This is a genomic window from Aequorivita sp. CIP111184, assembly GCF_900489465.1.
Taxonomy (GTDB): Bacteria; Bacteroidota; Bacteroidia; order Flavobacteriales; family Flavobacteriaceae; genus Aequorivita.
In genome coordinates, this window is sequence record NZ_UEFQ01000015.1 from 263,578 (window position 1) to 280,063 (window position 16,486).

The 16,486-nt window shown below is 36.7% G+C and carries 19 protein-coding genes; 9 read left to right on the forward strand and 10 right to left on the reverse strand.

From position 1 onward, the window contains the following. The 3 genes from AEQU1_RS05630 to AEQU1_RS05640 are packed head-to-tail and all read right to left on the reverse strand — an operon-like array spanning position 1 to position 2,142. Positions 1 to 561 carry a DUF6702 family protein gene (locus AEQU1_RS05630; RefSeq protein ID WP_258455152.1) on the reverse strand — a complete coding sequence of 187 codons (561 nt, stop codon included), beginning with the start codon at positions 559 to 561 and terminating at the stop codon, positions 1 to 3. After that, positions 558 to 1,331: a hypothetical protein gene (locus AEQU1_RS05635; protein ID WP_111879471.1), complete on the reverse strand. Its 774-nt coding sequence runs from the start codon at positions 1,329 to 1,331 to the stop codon at positions 558 to 560. The genes AEQU1_RS05630 and AEQU1_RS05635 overlap by 4 nt, the downstream gene beginning before the upstream one ends. Further along, a complete protein-coding gene (locus tag AEQU1_RS05640; protein ID WP_111879473.1) occupies positions 1,324 to 2,142 on the reverse strand; it encodes a carboxypeptidase-like regulatory domain-containing protein in 819 nt (272 codons plus the stop codon). Before AEQU1_RS05640 ends, AEQU1_RS05635 begins: the two co-directional genes overlap by 8 nt. 89 nt (positions 2,143 to 2,231) lie before the next feature. Here AEQU1_RS05640 and pepE point away from each other — a divergent pair, with 89 nt between their 5' ends. Further along, positions 2,232 to 2,936 (forward strand): dipeptidase PepE, encoded by a 705-nt coding sequence (gene pepE, locus AEQU1_RS05645; protein ID WP_111879475.1) that lies wholly within the window; start codon positions 2,232 to 2,234, stop codon positions 2,934 to 2,936. A 39-nt stretch (positions 2,937 to 2,975) separates the two neighbouring features. Here the strand turns inward: pepE and AEQU1_RS05650 are convergent, their stop codons facing one another. Next, a complete protein-coding gene (locus tag AEQU1_RS05650; RefSeq protein WP_111879476.1) occupies positions 2,976 to 3,410 on the reverse strand; it encodes a GNAT family N-acetyltransferase in 435 nt (144 codons plus the stop codon). Continuing rightward, positions 3,410 to 4,966, reverse strand: coding sequence for a T9SS type A sorting domain-containing protein (locus AEQU1_RS05655; RefSeq protein WP_111879478.1), 1,557 nt, complete (start codon positions 4,964 to 4,966; stop codon positions 3,410 to 3,412). Before AEQU1_RS05655 ends, AEQU1_RS05650 begins: the two co-directional genes overlap by 1 nt. Positions 4,967 to 5,218: 252 nt before the next feature. Here AEQU1_RS05655 and AEQU1_RS05660 point away from each other — a divergent pair, with 252 nt between their 5' ends. The 8 genes from AEQU1_RS05660 (at position 5,219) to AEQU1_RS05695 (ending at position 12,272) form a co-directional block, all read left to right on the forward strand. Beyond that, positions 5,219 to 5,881 carry a M15 family metallopeptidase gene (locus tag AEQU1_RS05660; RefSeq protein WP_309300248.1) on the forward strand — a complete coding sequence of 221 codons (663 nt, stop codon included), beginning with the start codon at positions 5,219 to 5,221 and terminating at the stop codon, positions 5,879 to 5,881. Between the two features lie 111 nt (positions 5,882 to 5,992). Further along, positions 5,993 to 7,510: a 2,3-bisphosphoglycerate-independent phosphoglycerate mutase gene (gpmI, locus tag AEQU1_RS05665; RefSeq protein WP_111879481.1), complete on the forward strand. Its 1,518-nt coding sequence runs from the start codon at positions 5,993 to 5,995 to the stop codon at positions 7,508 to 7,510. Positions 7,511 to 7,514: 4 nt separating this feature from the next. Then, on the forward strand, positions 7,515 to 8,105 hold the full coding sequence (locus AEQU1_RS05670) for a thioredoxin family protein (protein ID WP_111879483.1): 591 nt from the start codon (positions 7,515 to 7,517) through the stop codon (positions 8,103 to 8,105). 51 nt (positions 8,106 to 8,156) lie between these two features. After that, positions 8,157 to 8,564: a BT0820 family HAD-type phosphatase gene (locus AEQU1_RS05675; protein WP_111879484.1), complete on the forward strand. Its 408-nt coding sequence runs from the start codon at positions 8,157 to 8,159 to the stop codon at positions 8,562 to 8,564. A 4-nt stretch (positions 8,565 to 8,568) separates the two neighbouring features. Further along, a complete protein-coding gene (map, locus tag AEQU1_RS05680) occupies positions 8,569 to 9,387 on the forward strand; it encodes a type I methionyl aminopeptidase (protein ID WP_111879486.1) in 819 nt (272 codons plus the stop codon). A gap of 12 nt (positions 9,388 to 9,399) precedes the next feature. Next, on the forward strand, positions 9,400 to 10,155 hold the full coding sequence (locus AEQU1_RS05685; protein ID WP_111879488.1) for a class I SAM-dependent methyltransferase: 756 nt from the start codon (positions 9,400 to 9,402) through the stop codon (positions 10,153 to 10,155). Between the two features lie 27 nt (positions 10,156 to 10,182). Continuing rightward, entirely contained in the window at positions 10,183 to 10,533 is a 351-nt protein-coding gene (locus tag AEQU1_RS05690) for a hypothetical protein (RefSeq protein ID WP_111879490.1), read from the forward strand. A 32-nt stretch (positions 10,534 to 10,565) separates the two neighbouring features. Next, the gene (locus AEQU1_RS05695; RefSeq protein WP_111879491.1) at positions 10,566 to 12,272 is read left to right on the forward strand and encodes a T9SS type B sorting domain-containing protein; all 1,707 of its coding nucleotides are present in this window, start codon (positions 10,566 to 10,568) and stop codon (positions 12,270 to 12,272) included. A gap of 3 nt (positions 12,273 to 12,275) precedes the next feature. On the opposite strand, the gene AEQU1_RS05700 is transcribed toward AEQU1_RS05695, so the two are convergent. The 5 genes from AEQU1_RS05700 to AEQU1_RS05720 form a co-directional block, all read right to left on the reverse strand. Further along, positions 12,276 to 13,283 carry an FAD:protein FMN transferase gene (locus AEQU1_RS05700; protein ID WP_111879493.1) on the reverse strand — a complete coding sequence of 336 codons (1,008 nt, stop codon included), beginning with the start codon at positions 13,281 to 13,283 and terminating at the stop codon, positions 12,276 to 12,278. Further along, a complete protein-coding gene (locus AEQU1_RS05705; RefSeq protein WP_111879495.1) occupies positions 13,280 to 13,642 on the reverse strand; it encodes a Na(+)-translocating NADH-quinone reductase subunit F in 363 nt (120 codons plus the stop codon). Before AEQU1_RS05705 ends, AEQU1_RS05700 begins: the two co-directional genes overlap by 4 nt. A gap of 111 nt (positions 13,643 to 13,753) precedes the next feature. After that, positions 13,754 to 15,061 (reverse strand): NADH:ubiquinone reductase (Na(+)-transporting) subunit F, encoded by a 1,308-nt coding sequence (gene nqrF, locus AEQU1_RS05710; RefSeq protein WP_111879496.1) that lies wholly within the window; start codon positions 15,059 to 15,061, stop codon positions 13,754 to 13,756. Between the two features lies 1 nt (position 15,062). Further along, positions 15,063 to 15,815 carry an NADH:ubiquinone reductase (Na(+)-transporting) subunit E gene (gene nqrE, locus AEQU1_RS05715; RefSeq protein ID WP_111879498.1) on the reverse strand — a complete coding sequence of 251 codons (753 nt, stop codon included), beginning with the start codon at positions 15,813 to 15,815 and terminating at the stop codon, positions 15,063 to 15,065. Between the two features lies 1 nt (position 15,816). Then, positions 15,817 to 16,464: an NADH:ubiquinone reductase (Na(+)-transporting) subunit D gene (locus tag AEQU1_RS05720; protein ID WP_111879499.1), complete on the reverse strand. Its 648-nt coding sequence runs from the start codon at positions 16,462 to 16,464 to the stop codon at positions 15,817 to 15,819. Positions 16,465 to 16,486 lie beyond the last annotated feature (22 nt).

Consider the following 16,486-nt stretch of genomic DNA (forward strand, 5'->3'; position numbering starts at 1 on the left):
TTAATTAAAATCCAATTTGCCTTTGGGTTCGTCGCGGTCAAGAATAAGACTTCGTCGGCTTTTTAAAGTTTTTAGATGAATAATATTTTGCTGTTCGGGAAACATATCCATCAAAACTTTGTTTTCAATTTCAATTGTTTTCAATTCTTTCACATCTTTCACTTCAATATAGGCAACGACCATATCAGTATCATATTCCTTACCTATATAATCCAGCACTACGGATTTTCCGTTCACTTTAATATTTATTTTCTGAAGGATATAGTTTTTCAAATCTTCATCTGCTTCTTTTGTTTCCTTTTTTGTGTCGAGCGATATTGAAGCGTTGTATCGCTGTTGCAGCGCATCTTCAATATCATCAATAAAAATTTTAGTGATTATTTGGAGGGAGCTTTTCTCTTTAACGTATTCAATCTTGGTAATGCTCACGTAAAATTTATGGACAGGAGCGGCGGAAATAAGTGGAAATATTAATAATAAAAGGAGAATTTTAAAATGCTTCATATAAAAGGCTAATGGAACATTAGACGTTTTCTTTTGACAGACGTTACAAATATTCATTTTTTATTTTTTTCAGAAAGACGGCTGGCATAAAGCTTTCCTTTTTCTTCAAAAACCAACAGTACACTTCCGTAATGTTCTTTTTTAAAATCGCTTTCAATTTGAGTAGTTTCGGCACAGAAAAGCAAGAAATCGTAGACCCTATTTTCGGGGATACCGTATGTGGTTATGAAAAATGGAAGAGTATAATAATTCAGCATTTGTGCTACGGCATTGTTTTCATTCTCCCACTTTCTTCGAATTTTAAGTTCTTTATAATAACCTGAAATATGTTTATAAAGTGCTTCCAAATTGACGTTTAAGGGAGTTACCGCAATGTACATAGGTACAATTTTTTCTTCGGGCTTACCTTTGAAACCCGGAATTCCGACATCGTCAAAATTGATTGGCTTTTCAGTTTTAATTTTTTTTAAATCTGCCGCAATATTGCCAGAAAGATCTGGTGCTAAAAAAACCTCATCCAGTTCGTTTACAAACTCAGTAAGTTGAACCGTAATAACTCCTTTTTCAAATATAGCATCGCTAATCACCACTTTTTTGGGCATATATTTTATGGAGGAAAAAAGAAGCGTGTCCTGATGTTTTACTTCTATGGAAAAATGGCCGGTTTCATTGGTAATTGTATTATATCGTGAAGATGTATTAAGAATGACTATACTTTCAATATCGGCATCATTGGTGATTTTCCCCTGCAGCGATTTTTCCTGTGCAGTAATTTGTAATGTTGGTAGCGCACAAAGTAATGCGGTAAATAAAATTTTCTTACTCACCGCGTCTTTTGTATTCTATGCTCTGTTTTAAAAGAAATTCCATCAATTCCATTTCGTTTTCAGGTTTCAGCAAGCGTTGTTCCATCCCGTTTTCTTGTGCGAAATAAAGAAAGTCCACCGCTTTTTCTTCTGGAATATCAAAGGTGGAAGCTATAAAGTTTCTGCTAAAACGCTGTTGCAAATTATTGTTCAAAGTATTGCCTGTTTCCAGTCTTTCGGCTGGGGTGGTTTTGTCCTTTTTTGGAAGCAATAAACTAACCGCACCTGACAAGATGCCTAAAATATTGGCACCGTTCGTCAATGTATTTCCATGCAGAGCCTCCTCTGCAGCGTTTCCAGCTATTCTTGTTTTATCATCCTGTTCAAATTGGTAGCCGTATTCTAGGTTTTCATAACTTAAGTCCCAATCTTTATTAACAGTATAAGTATGTATTTTTTTTACGTCCACGTTAATATTGCCCGAAAGATCATAGGGCCTAACCACCACTTCATCCAATTGATTGATTGATGGATTCATAACAATATTCATTCGCTTTTGTGTTATAATACCTTTATCAATAACTACTGTAAAAGATTGGTATTGCAGTGCGGTTATCTGTACACGGTCGTTTTCTGCTATTTCGATTTCGAAAGTTCCGTCAGGATTTGTTACTGTTCCTTTTTGGGAAGAAACGTTGTAAATATTGATGCCCTCGGCGTCATCACCATTGGGAACATGAATTTTTCCAGCCACTTTGGTGCGCTCTATTTCCTGCGCCAAAAGCACGGGTGAAACAATAATAAATAAAAGAAGAAGTAGTTTTTTTGCCATTCACTAAAAATACGGTTTTGTTTTGTTAGCGAAAACTTAAAGTTTCAACTTTCAATAGTTAAATTTACACTTTAGAAAAAACACTTAAAATGAAAAACCTAATAATAGCAAGTACCAGCACCGTTTACGGAGGCGAATATTTAAATTATCTAACCGATGAAATGGCTGAACTATTTAAGGATACTGAAGAAGTAATCTTCATTCCCTATGCTCGTCCCGGCGGTATCAGCCACGATGAATACACCGAAAAAGCTTCAAAGGCATTTCAAAAAATTGGAAAAAAATTAATTGGTTTACATACTTTTGAAAATCCCACGGAAGCACTTAAAAACGCAAAAGGATCATTTACGGGTGGCGGCAATACGTTTGTTTTAGTGAGTGCACTTTACCGTCTGGAATTGATGCAACCGCTTCGTGAAGCTATTTTTAATGGTTTGGCGTATATGGGGACAAGTGCTGGAAGTAATATTTGTGGAGTATCTATGCAAACAACGAACGATATGCCTATTGTTTATCCACCTTCATTTAAAACCTTAGGTGTTATTCCATTCAACCTCAACCCACATTATTTGGACCCTGAACCAAACAGTAAACATATGGGCGAAACCCGCGAAACCCGTATTGCAGAATTTCATACACAAAATACAGTGCCCGTGGTTGGCTTGCGCGAAGGAAGTTGGTTAAATGTAAAAGGTGATAAAATTATTTTGAAAGGTGAATTGAAAGCCCGCGTTTTTGAGCAGGGGAAAGTACCTTATGAGGTAGAGAGTGGAACAGAGTTTTCAAATTTCTAAAACAATTGCTGATTTTCGACTCGTTCGAACTGAAACTATTTATAATTCTTTTACAAAGTGATATCCTTTAGCCACAAAGCCTTGGTTGTAGTAAAACTTATGTGAAGGAAAATTGTGAACATAGGTATTAAGCTCAACCCAATTACAGGAATTTTTTCGCGCATAGTCGTAAATATATTCCATTAGTATTTTACCTATTCCGTGGTTTCGGTATGCATCGTCAATAATTACGTGATCTACCTCTACACTCTTACCAGCATAATGCCTTGTTTGAAACCACAGGCCACAAGTTCCTATTAACTTTTCATTATCAAAAACGCCCAGACACTCATAATTTTGTTGCACCATTTCCTGCAAACGTTCTATTAAAAGTGCTTCGGAAACGGAAAAATTACCCAGTTTTTGCAGAAGTGGGATGATATTTAAAATTTCCGCAGGCGGAATAATTTTAATTAGAATGTTACTTTTCGTCATTATTCGATTACAATCATTTTAAGGGTTTTGGAAATGCCGTTCACGGTCAATTTGCAGAAATAGCTTCCGTTGGTAAGATTTATTTCACTCAAGTTTATAGGAACAATATATTTTCCGTAGCCCTTGTTTTCATTATCCATAACCGTATAAACTTTTCGTCCCTGTGCGTCAAAAAGATCAAGGCTCACTGTAGATTCCTCATGAAGTTTAAAGGAAACATAACTCATATCGCTGGCTGGGTTAGGATACTGTATAGCGTTGTTTATTTGTTGCGCAGCGCCATCTTCAACTGAGAGAATAGAAAACGGGGTTACATCTGTCCAAACACTAAGCTGAAAGGTGTCAAGCCTTGTCCAAATAGGGCGAACAATATTATTGTGAACAACAATATTGGTATAATCGCCAAAGAAAACTCCTGCATTGGGATTAAATGGCGATTCACTTATTCGTTTGTTTACGATAGTATTTCCACCATCATCGGAATAAGCAATGTAAACGTCTGTTTTGTTATCGGTATAATTTCTTCTATCGTAAAACACAAAAAACAGGTTACCGTTGGTTTGATCAATATCCATCCAAGTGAAAAATTGTTGTTTTCCGGCAGGGTCGTCATTGACGCGTATTGGACCACTCCATGTATCGCCTCCATCGGTAGATTTACTCATCCAAACATCAGTATCATTTGCGCCGTTTCGTTGGTCGCTCCAGTTTACATAGATAGTTCCGTTGTTTGGTCCACCGCTCAGGTCACATTTGGTTATTGGCAAACCGTTACCACGGTATATTCCCGGAATGGAATAGTCCCAGCCCGTTGGCATTGGGTCTATCGCTATTTCTTCATTAAGCCAAGTTTCACCTTGGTCCAAAGATTTGTTGAAAACAATTCCATTTGGTCCAGCCCACGCAACATAAATTTCACCATTCGGGCCTACTGCAGGAACAGCGCCTTCTACTGTGTTGTCTTCATCCACGCAATCACCATCGATTATATTTATCTTTTTTGGGGTTGACCATGTTTGTGCACCATCTGTAGATTTTGAAAAAAGAATAACAGATTTATCATTCGGATTATTACTACCGTAATCATCAAACTGCGTCCATGTTAAATAAATATTGTTATTGTTGCGGTCAATAACACTCCACTGTTTGTCCTGGGCTTTATTTCCGTTTAGACCAGTGTAAGTTCCGCTGCTCCAGTTGCTGCCATTATCAGTAGATTTCTGGCACACAATTCTATCAATCCAGTTTCCACTGGCGGGATTTGAAAGGTGGAAATAATAAAAATTTCCATCTGTATCTACATCAAAAGCTGGATCACCCCAAACACCGTAGGTTGAAGTCATTGTTTGCTCGCTCCAAGTTATTCCGCCATCGCTACTGTTATACAAATTATTCAAATTTGCACCCGCCACAAGAATATCTGTATTTAGCGGATTCATCATTATTGAAGGTTCATTGGGAGAATTGCTATTGGTAATCATAACGTTTTGGGCATTTACCGATGCAACAGTAAAACTGCAAATCAAAAAGATCTTGGATAGTTTCAGGGAAGTCATACTATTTAAGGTTATATATGGTTAGTAAATGTATAAAATACATTCCTTTATTTTGAAAGAAATATACTTTCAATTCCTAAAATTCAATTAAAAAAAGAAGCAATAATCGGGTACTAAATTATTTTTAACGAATTTAGTAAACTCAAAAATTTAGAATTTTCACATTTAATGAAACGAAACGAATTTATCAAAATTTCAAGTATTACCGGGCTAAGTTTAGCAATATTTCCGCAGTTCTCTTTCAAAAATTTTATGGAAGAATTTACCCGAAACCAATTAATAGGTAAGGGAAACCCAGATATTGTAGGAGATAGTTACACCTCGAAAATGCACAAAACTGCGAAGGAAGCATTCAACCGAATGAAAGCAGCAGCGGCAAAGGAAAACATAAATATAGAAGTAGTTTCTGCTTACCGAAGCTTTCAGCGACAGAAAGAAATTTTTGAAGGGAAATACAAACGCTTCACTTCCGAAGGACTTTCACCGGAAAAAGCAATTCAAAAAATAATAGATTATTCCACCATTCCCGGTACCTCGCGCCACCATTGGGGGACCGATATTGATATTATTGATGCTAATGCACCAAGACCTTCAAATGTGTTGATGCCCGAAAATTTCCATGGAACGGGGCCCTTTTGCAATTTAAAAACCTGGCTAAACAAAAACGCTGAGAAATTTGACTTTTACGAAGTATATACAGACAACGGCAACCGCAAAGGCTTTAAGTATGAGCCGTGGCACTTTAGCTATGCGCCCATTTCCATCCCAATGTTGAAAGCATATAAAGAACAGATTGATGTGAAAAAAATGCTTTCAGAAGAAAAGATTTTGGGGAATGAGCATTTTTCCGAAGCCTTCGTTTCAAAATATGTAAAAGAGAATATATTGGATATCAATCCAAAATTGCTTTCTTAAAATAGGTTAAAAGTTTAAGGTTTAATATTTCTAATTTGATTTTTAAAACTTATGAAACCATAAAATAGATTTCAAAATTTAATTTCCAACAACCCTTCGTATCTTTGTACAATGAATAAAAAAGTCATTTTAATGATTCTCGACGGTTGGGGAATCACACAAGATCCTTCAGTTTCTGCCATTGCCCAAGCAGATACTCCTTTTATTGATTCACTTCTCAAAAAATATCCACACGCTCAACTACTTACACATGGAATGAACGTAGGTCTGCCCGAAGGGCAAATGGGTAATAGCGAAGTTGGGCATATGAATCTAGGCGCAGGAAGAATTGTCTATCAAGACCTCGCCAAAATAAATATGGCAGTTGAAAAAGGCACATTAAGCAGTGAGCCCGAACTTAAAAAGGCCTTTGAGTACGCCAAAAGCCACAACAAAAAAGTACATTTTGTGGGCCTCGTTTCTAACGGTGGAGTTCACTCACACATAGATCATTTAAAAGGATTATTGACCGCAGCGCATAATGATGGATTGAAAAATGTGTATGTCCACGCCTTTACCGATGGGCGCGATGTGGATCCACATTCAGGAAAAGGTTTTATTGCAGATCTTGAAAATCATTTGGCAAAAACGGTTGGAAAACTGGCTTCAATTATTGGCCGTTATTACGCAATGGATCGTGATAAGCGTTGGGAACGCGTGAAGAAAGCCTATGATTTATTACGCTTCGGAATAGGAAAACCTTCACACGAGGCGGTAAAAAGCATTGAAGAAAGTTATGCCAAAGGAATTACCGACGAATTCATTGAGCCAATTGTTATGACTTCACCTGAAGGAAAACCTGTTGCGACCATTGAAAAAGATGATGTTGTTATTTTCTTCAATTTTAGAACAGATCGCGGTAGGCAACTTACAGAAGTTTTGACTCAAAAGAATCACGAAAATTTTGGAATGAAAACACTTCCGCTTTATTTCGTAACACTTACCAATTATGATGATTCCTTCGGAAATATCCATGTAGTTTACAATAAGGAAAATCTCCACGACACCTTAGGCGAAATTTTGGAGAAGAACGGAAAGAAGCAAATCCGCATTGCTGAAACAGAGAAATATCCACACGTTACGTTCTTCTTTTCTGGCGGAAGGGAAATTCCTTTTGAAGGCGAAAAACGAATCCTTTGCCCCTCGCCTACTGTGGCAACTTACGATTTAAAACCCGAAATGAGCGCTTATGAACTTCGGGATATGATTCTTCCAGAAATTGAAAAAGAAACTGCCGATTTTATCTGTTTAAATTTCGCAAACGCAGATATGGTTGGTCACACAGGCGTTTTTGAAGCGGCAATAAAAGCCTGCGAAACTGTGGACAAATGTGCAAAAGCAATTGTGGAGCAAGCTTTGGAAAGCCATTATGCTACAATCATTATAGCTGACCATGGTAACAGCGAAACGATGCGAAACCCGGACGGTTCACCAAATACGGCACACACTACCAATCCGGTTCCAATTATAATTGTTGACACTGAAATAAAAGCCGTTAAAAACGGTATTTTGGGCGATGTAGCCCCAACGATTCTCGATATTATGGGCATTGAAAAACCCGAAATAATGACGCAACATTCCCTAATTTGAAATTATGAAAATAATAATAATTATACTTTCAGCACTGTTTCTAGTTGCATGTAACTCTTCAAAAGAAAAAAATAAACTTGATAAAACCACATCGAAAGAAATGATTTCAGAGCAATCTAAAAAGAACATAAACGATACGGTTCCCTACGAAGATTCTGTGATGCTTTTGGGACAAGCCAATAGAAAAGGGTTTCAAATGGATGCGTTTAAAGATTGGTTTAATACTGGTTATGAAGATTACAAAGTTGATTCTAAAACTATAGAACAACTTAAACCACTTTTACAAGAAGTAAACATTACAGTTTTTATGGGAACTTGGTGCGAAGATAGCCAACGCGAAACACCTCATTTTTATAAAATTTTAGACGATGCTGGTTTTGATGAATCAAAACTGACCTTGATAACTGTTTCCGAAGAAAAAACAACTCCGCAAGGTTTTGAGAAAGGAAAAGATATTACCAATGTGCCTACCATTATTTTTTACAAAGACGGAAAAGAATTAGGCCGAATTGTAGAATACCCAATTGAAAGCCTTGAAAAAGATATGTCCGCAATATTAAGCGGAAAGGAATACAAACACGCTTACGCCGAATAAAACTTTAGCATCGGTATAATTCTTTGTAATTTTGCGGTTTGAAAATTGAAAATGATTAGAGAGACCTTAACAATTGCTGTAGATTTTGACGGAACTATCGTTGAAGACGAATATCCGCGAATTGGTCGCCCCATTATTTTTGCTTTTGACACGTTGAAGAAATTGCAAGATGAAGGGCACAGACTTATTCTATGGACATACCGAAAAGGCAGCGCTTTGGAAGATGCTGTGAAATTTTGTAAAGAAAACGGTATCCTTTTTTACGCTGTAAACCAAAGTTTTCCGGAAGAAGAATTTGATATTTCATATAGTCGAAAAATTAATGCCGACGTTTTTATAGACGATCGCAATGTTGGCGGACTAAAAAGTTGGGGCGAAATATATCAACAACTTATTGGCCAACCCGCGCCTGCAAAATCTAAAACCCAGAAAAGGGGATTGTTTTCCTTTTTAAAATAGCACTATGATAATTCCAAAAACACGAGAAGAAATTGAATTGATGCGCGAAAGCGCTTTGGTAGTATCCCGCACTTTGGGAATGCTCGCAAAGGAAGTAAAACCAGGTATTACAACCAATCAGCTAAATAAAATGGCGGAAGATTATATTCGTAGCCAAGACGCTATTCCGGGATTTTTAGGTCTTTATGATTGTCCCTCTACCCTACTTACCAGTGTAAATGAAGCGGTGGTTCACGGTTTACCAACAGATATCCCTTTAAAAGAAGGTGATATAGTAGCTATTGATTGCGGTGCGATCAAAAATGGTTTTTATGGTGATCACGCCTATACTTTTGAAGTAGGTGAAGTAGATCCTGAGATTAAAAAATTACTTAAAATTACCAAAGAATCACTATACATCGGTATTCGTGAATTTAAAGCAGGCAATCGCGTTGGCGATGTAGGTTTCGCAATTCAGGAATATTGTGAAGCGCAAGGTTATGGTGTTGTACGCGAATTAGTAGGCCACGGTTTAGGAACGAAAATGCACGAAGAACCAGAGATGCCAAATTACGGGCGTCGCGGTCGCGGAAAGAAATTTATTGAAGGAATGACCATTGCTCTGGAACCAATGGTAAATATGGGAACGCAAAAAGTGAAACAATTAAAAGATGGTTGGACTATAGTAACGCTGGATGGACAACCAAGCGCACACTTTGAACACGACATTGCTTTGGTAAATGGAAAACCTGAATTGCTTTCTACTTTTGCCTATGTTTATGAAGCATTGGGAATTGTAAGTGACGAAGAGAAAGAGTTTAGAGAAAAGGAATTCGTTCTATAACAATCTCCATCTTTGTTCAAAAAAATCCTAAATACTATTCCAAGACCCCTTCTCATTAGGTTGAGTATTATCGGCAGGCCCATACTGGCTTTATTTCTGAAAGGGAGTAAATACACAGATCCCATTGATGGAAAATCCTACCGAAAGTTTCTTCCATACGGTTATGAAATTGTTCGTGAAAATGTACTTTCTCCAGGCACACTTTCCCTAGAGCGACATAGATTATTCTGGCTTTATCTTCAAAATGAAACAGGCTTCTTCACTGAAAATCTGAAAGTGCTTCATTTCGCACCCGAGCAGGCATTTTATAAAAAATTTCGGAAAATGAGAAATCTAGATTATACTACAACAGATTTAAATTCACCGATTGCCGATGTAAAAGCAGATATTTGTAATTTACCTTTTGAAGATAACCAATTCGACTTTATAATCTGCAATCACGTTTTGGAACATATTCCAGATGACACTAAAGCGATGCAGGAAATTTATCGCGTTTTAGCGCCCGGAGGCACTGCAATTCTACAAGTTCCTTACAAAGCAGATTTAAAAACCACTTTTGAAGATGATACTATTACAGACCCAAAAGAGCGTGCAAAAATATTTGGACAATACGATCATGTTAGGGTTTATGGAATGGATTATTTCACCAAACTTGAAAGAATCGGGTTTAAGGTTGAAGCTGTGGATTACACATATATTATTTCTTCGACAGACGTAGAAAAATACAGATTACCGAAAGGGGAATTAATTCCCGTATGTAAAAAATAATTTGTTCTTTTGTCTGAAATTTCCTGAATGAATTTAAAATTACTCTTCTTTTTTTTCACTTTTTCTATTGCCGCAATAGCCCAAAATCCTAATGATTGTGTAAATGCAATAATTATCTGTGGCGATTCAAGCTTGGGAGTTGATCCAAGTGGAATTGGTTTTGATGAATTTTCATTGCCGGGAAATGAAGTTCCGCCTTGCTACATTTTTGATCAAAATAACATTTGGTTCAAATTTATTATTATTGAATCGGGCACTTTCACCTTTGATATTGTTCCCGATAACGGCGAAGATGATTATGATTTTGCAATATTCGGACCAACCGTTACTTGTACTATTTGGGCGCTTCTATTAGGTGTTCTAGTACAAATCCTTTAAATGCTGGCGTTCAGGTTGCGACTGGGCTCAATATGGATGAGACAGACGTTAATGAAGGCCCGGGCGAAGATGGGAATGGTTATTTAATGTATATAGAGGCTTCGGCAGGCGACGTTTATTACTTATTGGTTGATAGAGCTGTAGGTTCTGGCCCTTTAAGTTTGTTTTATACAGGAACAGCAAAATTGCCAAATGCTGTTACTGCAAACCAGCCTGAAAATTTGGTGAACTGCGATACGGATGGTAATCCAGATGGTTTTACAGATTTCAATCTTGATCTGCAAACTAGCACTATTATTGGTCCACAAACTGATGTAGCTGTAAGTTACCACGAAACCCTAAACGATGCCAGTATTGGTATAAATCCACTCACAAGCCCGTATCACAGTATTGCCAATCCTCAAACTATATACGCGCGTATTGAAAGAACAAATGGTTGTAGTGATTTAACTTCTTTTACAATTGAAGTTGGAAGTCCCGAATTAATGACTCCAGCAGATGTATTATTTTGTAATTATAATTCTCCCGCACTTTATCCTTTGGACTCAATTATTCCTGAAGTGATTGTTAATTCGCAAGGATATATTTTTAGTTATCACTACACTCAAAATGATGCAGATAATAATACAAATCCAATTGGCAGATATGTAAATCTTACAGAAACACCACTTACTATATATGTTCGGGTTACTGATGAAAATGATCCGTTATGTTTTGCTGTAACTTCTTTTCAAGCTTCAATAAATACAATTAAACGTGCCACGCAGCCTGAAGGTTTTATTGTCTGCGATCAAGACTTTGATGGTCAGATTTCTGTAAATCTCAATGAAAAGGAAGCCGAAATTCTCAATGGTCTTCCAGCCTCTGATTTTCAAATATCTTATTACACCTCCATAGATGACAGATTAAATGGAACCAATCCCGTTTCCGGCTCTTTTCGGAATACAGAAAATCCCCAAACAATTTATGTTAGAATGTTGGAAATAGCTACGGGATGTTTTGATTATACCCAATTCAATATAGTTGTAAATCCATTGCCTATTCCAGTCTTTGATCAGGATTTGTACTACTATTGTTTAAACGCTTCGGAACCATTGCAAATTTCAGTGCAAGCTGGATTCAGATATTATGTATGGAATACAGGTGAAGAAGGCGCCAATTTGAATAAAATTCTAATTGATACTCCTGGAATTTATAGCGTTACTGTTACAAATTACTATGGCTGTGAAAATAATGTAAGCGTAGAGGTATTTCCTTCAGACGTTGCAACCATAAAGGAAATAAAAGTAATTGATTTTAGTGGTTCAAATAATTCAATTGAAGTAATAGCAGAAGGTCCGGGTATTTATGATTATGCGCTAGATACAAATTTAATTTACCAGAATAGTAATATTTTCAAAGGACTTAAAAATGGTTATTACACTGTTTTTGTTCGTGATAGACGAGGTTGTGGTATCGTTTCACAACAGGTTTTAATTTTGGATTATCCACGCTATTTTACGCCTAACGATGATGGCTATCACGACTATTGGCATATCATCGGTATGGATGAATTTCCAAAGGCGAAAATTTATATTTTTGACCGTTTCGGGAAATTATTGAAGCAAATTTCGCCAAGTTCCAAAGGATGGGATGGAACCAATCAGAAGAAAACTCAATTGCCTACAAACGATTATTGGTTTACTATTGAAATTGAAAATAGACCCAAATATCGAGGTCATTTCACATTAAAGAGGTGAAATTTATTTAGAGATTCTTTGTTTGAAGCCTTCGGTCATAAAAACCTGATGGTTATTCAAGGAATCGTTATATGTAAGATACGCTTCAACATTCGGTAGGTTTTTTAGCAATTCTTTGGATTTATCCAAACCCAATGCCATAAAGGAAGTTGCATAAGCATCCGCCACTCCACAAGTTGGTGCAATCACAGTTGAACTTGTCACATCACTTTTTTCTGCGGAACCAGTTAACGGATTCAAAGTATGTACATATTTTTTCCCGGTAAGGGAATCAATTCTGAATTTGCGATAATTACCGGAAGAAGCCATCCCTTCATTTTTTAAATTTACTGTTGCTTCAAAACTTCGGTCTTCCAGCTCAGAGTCTACCGCTTCAATACCAACAACCCATTTTTGATTTTTCTGAATGTTTTCACCTTTTGTGAGAATTTCACCTCCCAATTCAATTAGATAATCGGTTACCCCTTTAGATTCAAGATAGCGGCCAAGACAGTCTATCCCAAAACCTTTGGCTACGGCATTAAAGTCAAAATATATTTGCAGATATTCCTTTGAGACAGTTCCATCGTTATTGATTTTCACTTTTTTGAAGCCTACGTATTTCATTAATGAATCCAAGGTAGTTCTATCAATATTCTTCAATGGCTTTACATCACCGAAACCATAAGCATTACGCAAAACGCCAATTGTTGGATCAAAATAACCATTGGTCTTTTTGTTTACTTCTTCGGAAATTTTAAATACTTCTCGAAAAATGGAATCAACCACAACTGTGGAATCGCCCTTGTTAACTTTGGAAATATCGCTATCAGGAATATAGGTGCTTACTGAGGTATTTACCGCCTCAATAACAGAATCCAACCCTTTTTTAAAATCTATTTCCTTTTCAGTATAAAATTGAATATTGTAAGTGGTTCCAAAAGCATCGCCCTGTAATAAAAGGGGTTGCGATTCTTTCTTTTCACAAAAAATGAAAAGCAACAAAACCGGTATAAAAAGTAGTTTCTTCATAATATTTCCTGTAATCCTTTATAAACCATTGTATAATCTTCATCTTTTAATACTGGTTTCCCATAATCGCTTCCGTGCCCAAGACCAACACCGGCATAATAGGTTTTGGCTTCAAACTTTGAGGCATGTTCTTTAATGGTTTGCATAAAAACAGGATCGTATGCATGGGCATCCTGCGGAAAAGAAATTGCACGGACGATTATAAAATGAAGAATTTTATCTTTCAAGGCAACAAATTGTGGATCTCTTTTCAATTTTGAATTTACGCCCAAAAATTCAAATCCTTCGGATTCTAGTTGTTTTCCAACAATATTCATCGCGAGATTATGAAGTTCCTGCTTGGTAAGTTTTTCGCCCATAAGTAGGTTCAAAATTACGATTTTTGATTTTATTCTTTAAATTATTCCATCATAAAAAAACCGTTTCAAAAAAAATTGAAACGGTTTCAGAATTTTTTTAAGAATACTTAATTATCCTCCAAAATCATCAAAACGAATATTCTCGTCTGGAATTCCAAAATCTTCACCCATCTTTTGAACAGCTTGGTTCATCAAAGGTGGTCCGCAGAAATACAGTTCAATATCTTCTGGGGTATCGTGGTGGTTTAAATAGTTGTCAATTACCACTTGGTGAATAAAGCCCACAAAACCATCACCAGATTCATCATGAATGTCTTTTTTCACTTTCCAGTTATCTTCTTCCGCGGGCTCACTTAAGGCCAAATAGAATTTGAAATTAGGGAATTCATTTTCCAATTGCTTGAAATGGTCCAAATAGAAAAGTTCGCGTTTAGAACGACCTCCATACCAATATGTTACTTTTCTACCAGTTTTAAGGGTTTTGAAAAGATGGTAAAGATGCGAGCGCATTGGAGCCATTCCAGCTCCACCACCAACATACAGCATTTCTGAATCGGAAGGATTGATAAAAAATTCACCGTAAGGACCAGAAATAACAACTTTATCGCCTTTTTTACAGTTGAATATGTAAGAGGAAGCAATTCCTGGGTTTACATCCATCCACCCACCTTTTGCACGATCAAATGGCGGTGTTGCTATACGAACATTCAACATAATTTCACGTCCTTCTGCAGGATATGAAGCCATAGAATATGCTCTTTCAACGGTTTCGTTGTTTTTCATCACCAATGGCCATAGTTTGAACTTATCCCACTCATCTTGAAATTTGTCTGGTCTTTCGTGCTCTTCTGGGTGAGCAGTAATATCCATATCCTCAAACTTTACTTCGCAAGGCGGAATTTCAATCTGAATATAACCTCCAGCTTTGTAGTTCATATCCTCAGGGATTTCAACTACAAATTCTTTAATAAAAGAAGCAACGTTATAATTTCGAACAACGGTAGCATCCCATTTCTTAATACCGAAAACTTCTTCAGGAATATGAATATTCATGTCCTGCTTCACTTTTACCTGACAGGAAAGACGAGCGCCCTCTTTTAATTCTTTACGCGTAAAGTGTGGTGTTTCTGTAGGCAAAGCTTCACCTCCACCTGACAAAACGTGGCATTCGCATTGAATACAGGTTCCACCACCACAGGCAGATGGTAAAAATATTTTTTCGGCACTCAGTGTAGAAAGCAAAGAGCCACCCGAAGGAACCTCAATTACTTTTTCATCATTTATTGTAATTTTTACTGGGCCTGATGGGGCTAATTTCTCTTTTGTAAACAACAATAAGGCAACCAGTAATAAGGTCAAAACCAAAAGGGCGATTACCGTTACTGTTATAACTCCGAGGGTGCTTATTTCTAAAAACATATTATTGCTTCGTTAGTGTTGAAACTTCTGACACTGAAACCGCAGCAGCAGTTTCTTTTGTATTTTCTTTTTGAACTTGTTCTTCTTTTACCCCAATATTAGTTGGATCTGAATCTAAAGATGGTTTCTTTTCGTCACCACCTGTCAACATTCCACCAAAACTCATAAATCCAATAGCCATTAAACCGGTAATTATAAAAGTAATTCCCAATCCACGTAAAGGTGCTGGAACATTAGAATATCTAATCTTTTCACGAATGGCAGCAATTGCCAAAATTGCTAAAAACCATCCAATTCCTGAACTTATACCATAATTCAATGCCAATCCCAATGTTGGAATATCTCTAGATTGCATAAACAAAGATCCTCCTAAAATAGCACAGTTTACAGCTATAAGTGGCAAAAATATACCAAGAGAATTATAAAGTGAGGGTGAAAACTTTTCAACTACAATTTCTACTAATTGCACCATTGTTGCGATGGTAGCAATAAAAAGTATAAAGGAAAGAAAACCTAAATTATAATCGGCATATTCTTCGCCAAGCCAAACCAATGCTCCATCTTTTAAAAGATATTGATCCAGCAACCAGTTAATAGGCACTGTAACTGCAAGTACAAATATTACAGCGGCTCCAAGGCCCACAGCGGTTGAAACTTTTTTGGAAACAGCAAGATAAGAGCACATTCCAAGGAAAGTTGCAAATATCATGTTGTCTATAAAGATCGATTTAAAAAATAACTCTATGTGTTCCATCTTAATTTTCTTCTATAAGTTCTTTATTCCTTGAGCGTTGCACCCAGATAATAATTCCTATTACTATCAATGCCATTGGGGAAAGCAACATAAATCCGTTATTTTCATAGCCCAATGCATAAAGTCCGGTTTTTGCTATTGGATCTCCCAAAACTTTGAAGCCCAAAAGCGTTCCAGAGCCCAAAAGCTCTCGAAAAAAACCAACTATTATCAAGATAAGTCCGTAACCTGCTGCGTTTCCTATTCCATCAAGGAAAGAACGCCAAGGTTTATTAGCCAATGCGAAGGCTTCAAAACGCCCCATAATAATACAGTTTGTAATAATCAAACCGATGAAAACTGAAAGTTGCTTACTCAATTCATAAGCAAAAGCCTTTAGCACTTGGTCTACAATAATTACCAATGCCGCAACTATAATAAGCTGTGCGATGATTCGGATTTTTCCAGGAATAACATTTCGCAAAAGCGAAATAACCACGTTTCCAACAGCCAAAACAACCATTACTGAAAGTGCCATTACTATTGAAGCTTTCAATTGTGCTGTAATTGCCAATGCAGAACAAATACCCAATACCTGAATTGTAATAGGATTATTATCTGCTAAAGGGTCTAAAATTAACCTGCTATCTTTTTTTGAGAGTAAAGCCATTTTTTTTTAAATTTTGTTCGTT

What these genes read in the sequence shown, in the direction of transcription:
- AEQU1_RS05655 (WP_111879478.1), bottom strand. Translation starts at nt 4,966, where the DNA reads ATGACTTCCCTGAAACTATCCAAGATCTTTTTGATTTGCAGTTTTACT.
- AEQU1_RS05640 (WP_111879473.1), bottom strand. Translation starts at nt 2,142, where the DNA reads ATGGCAAAAAAACTACTTCTTCTTTTATTTATTATTGTTTCACCCGTG.
- gpmI (WP_111879481.1), top strand. Translation starts at nt 5,993, where the DNA reads ATGAATAAAAAAGTCATTTTAATGATTCTCGACGGTTGGGGAATCACA.
- map (WP_111879486.1), top strand. Translation starts at nt 8,569, where the DNA reads ATGATAATTCCAAAAACACGAGAAGAAATTGAATTGATGCGCGAAAGC.
- AEQU1_RS05675 (WP_111879484.1), top strand. Translation starts at nt 8,157, where the DNA reads ATGATTAGAGAGACCTTAACAATTGCTGTAGATTTTGACGGAACTATC.
- pepE (WP_111879475.1), top strand. Translation starts at nt 2,232, where the DNA reads ATGAAAAACCTAATAATAGCAAGTACCAGCACCGTTTACGGAGGCGAA.
- AEQU1_RS05630 (WP_258455152.1), bottom strand. Translation starts at nt 561, where the DNA reads ATGAATATTTGTAACGTCTGTCAAAAGAAAACGTCTAATGTTCCATTA.
- nqrE (WP_111879498.1), bottom strand. Translation starts at nt 15,815, where the DNA reads ATGGAACACATAGAGTTATTTTTTAAATCGATCTTTATAGACAACATG.
- AEQU1_RS05660 (WP_309300248.1), top strand. Translation starts at nt 5,219, where the DNA reads ATGGAAGAATTTACCCGAAACCAATTAATAGGTAAGGGAAACCCAGAT.
- AEQU1_RS05690 (WP_111879490.1), top strand. Translation starts at nt 10,183, where the DNA reads ATGAATTTAAAATTACTCTTCTTTTTTTTCACTTTTTCTATTGCCGCA.
- AEQU1_RS05650 (WP_111879476.1), bottom strand. Translation starts at nt 3,410, where the DNA reads ATGACGAAAAGTAACATTCTAATTAAAATTATTCCGCCTGCGGAAATT.
- AEQU1_RS05705 (WP_111879495.1), bottom strand. Translation starts at nt 13,642, where the DNA reads ATGGGCGAAAAACTTACCAAGCAGGAACTTCATAATCTCGCGATGAAT.
- nqrF (WP_111879496.1), bottom strand. Translation starts at nt 15,061, where the DNA reads ATGTTTTTAGAAATAAGCACCCTCGGAGTTATAACAGTAACGGTAATC.
- AEQU1_RS05695 (WP_111879491.1), top strand. Translation starts at nt 10,566, where the DNA reads ATGGATGAGACAGACGTTAATGAAGGCCCGGGCGAAGATGGGAATGGT.
- AEQU1_RS05720 (WP_111879499.1), bottom strand. Translation starts at nt 16,464, where the DNA reads ATGGCTTTACTCTCAAAAAAAGATAGCAGGTTAATTTTAGACCCTTTA.
- AEQU1_RS05670 (WP_111879483.1), top strand. Translation starts at nt 7,515, where the DNA reads ATGAAAATAATAATAATTATACTTTCAGCACTGTTTCTAGTTGCATGT.
- AEQU1_RS05700 (WP_111879493.1), bottom strand. Translation starts at nt 13,283, where the DNA reads ATGAAGAAACTACTTTTTATACCGGTTTTGTTGCTTTTCATTTTTTGT.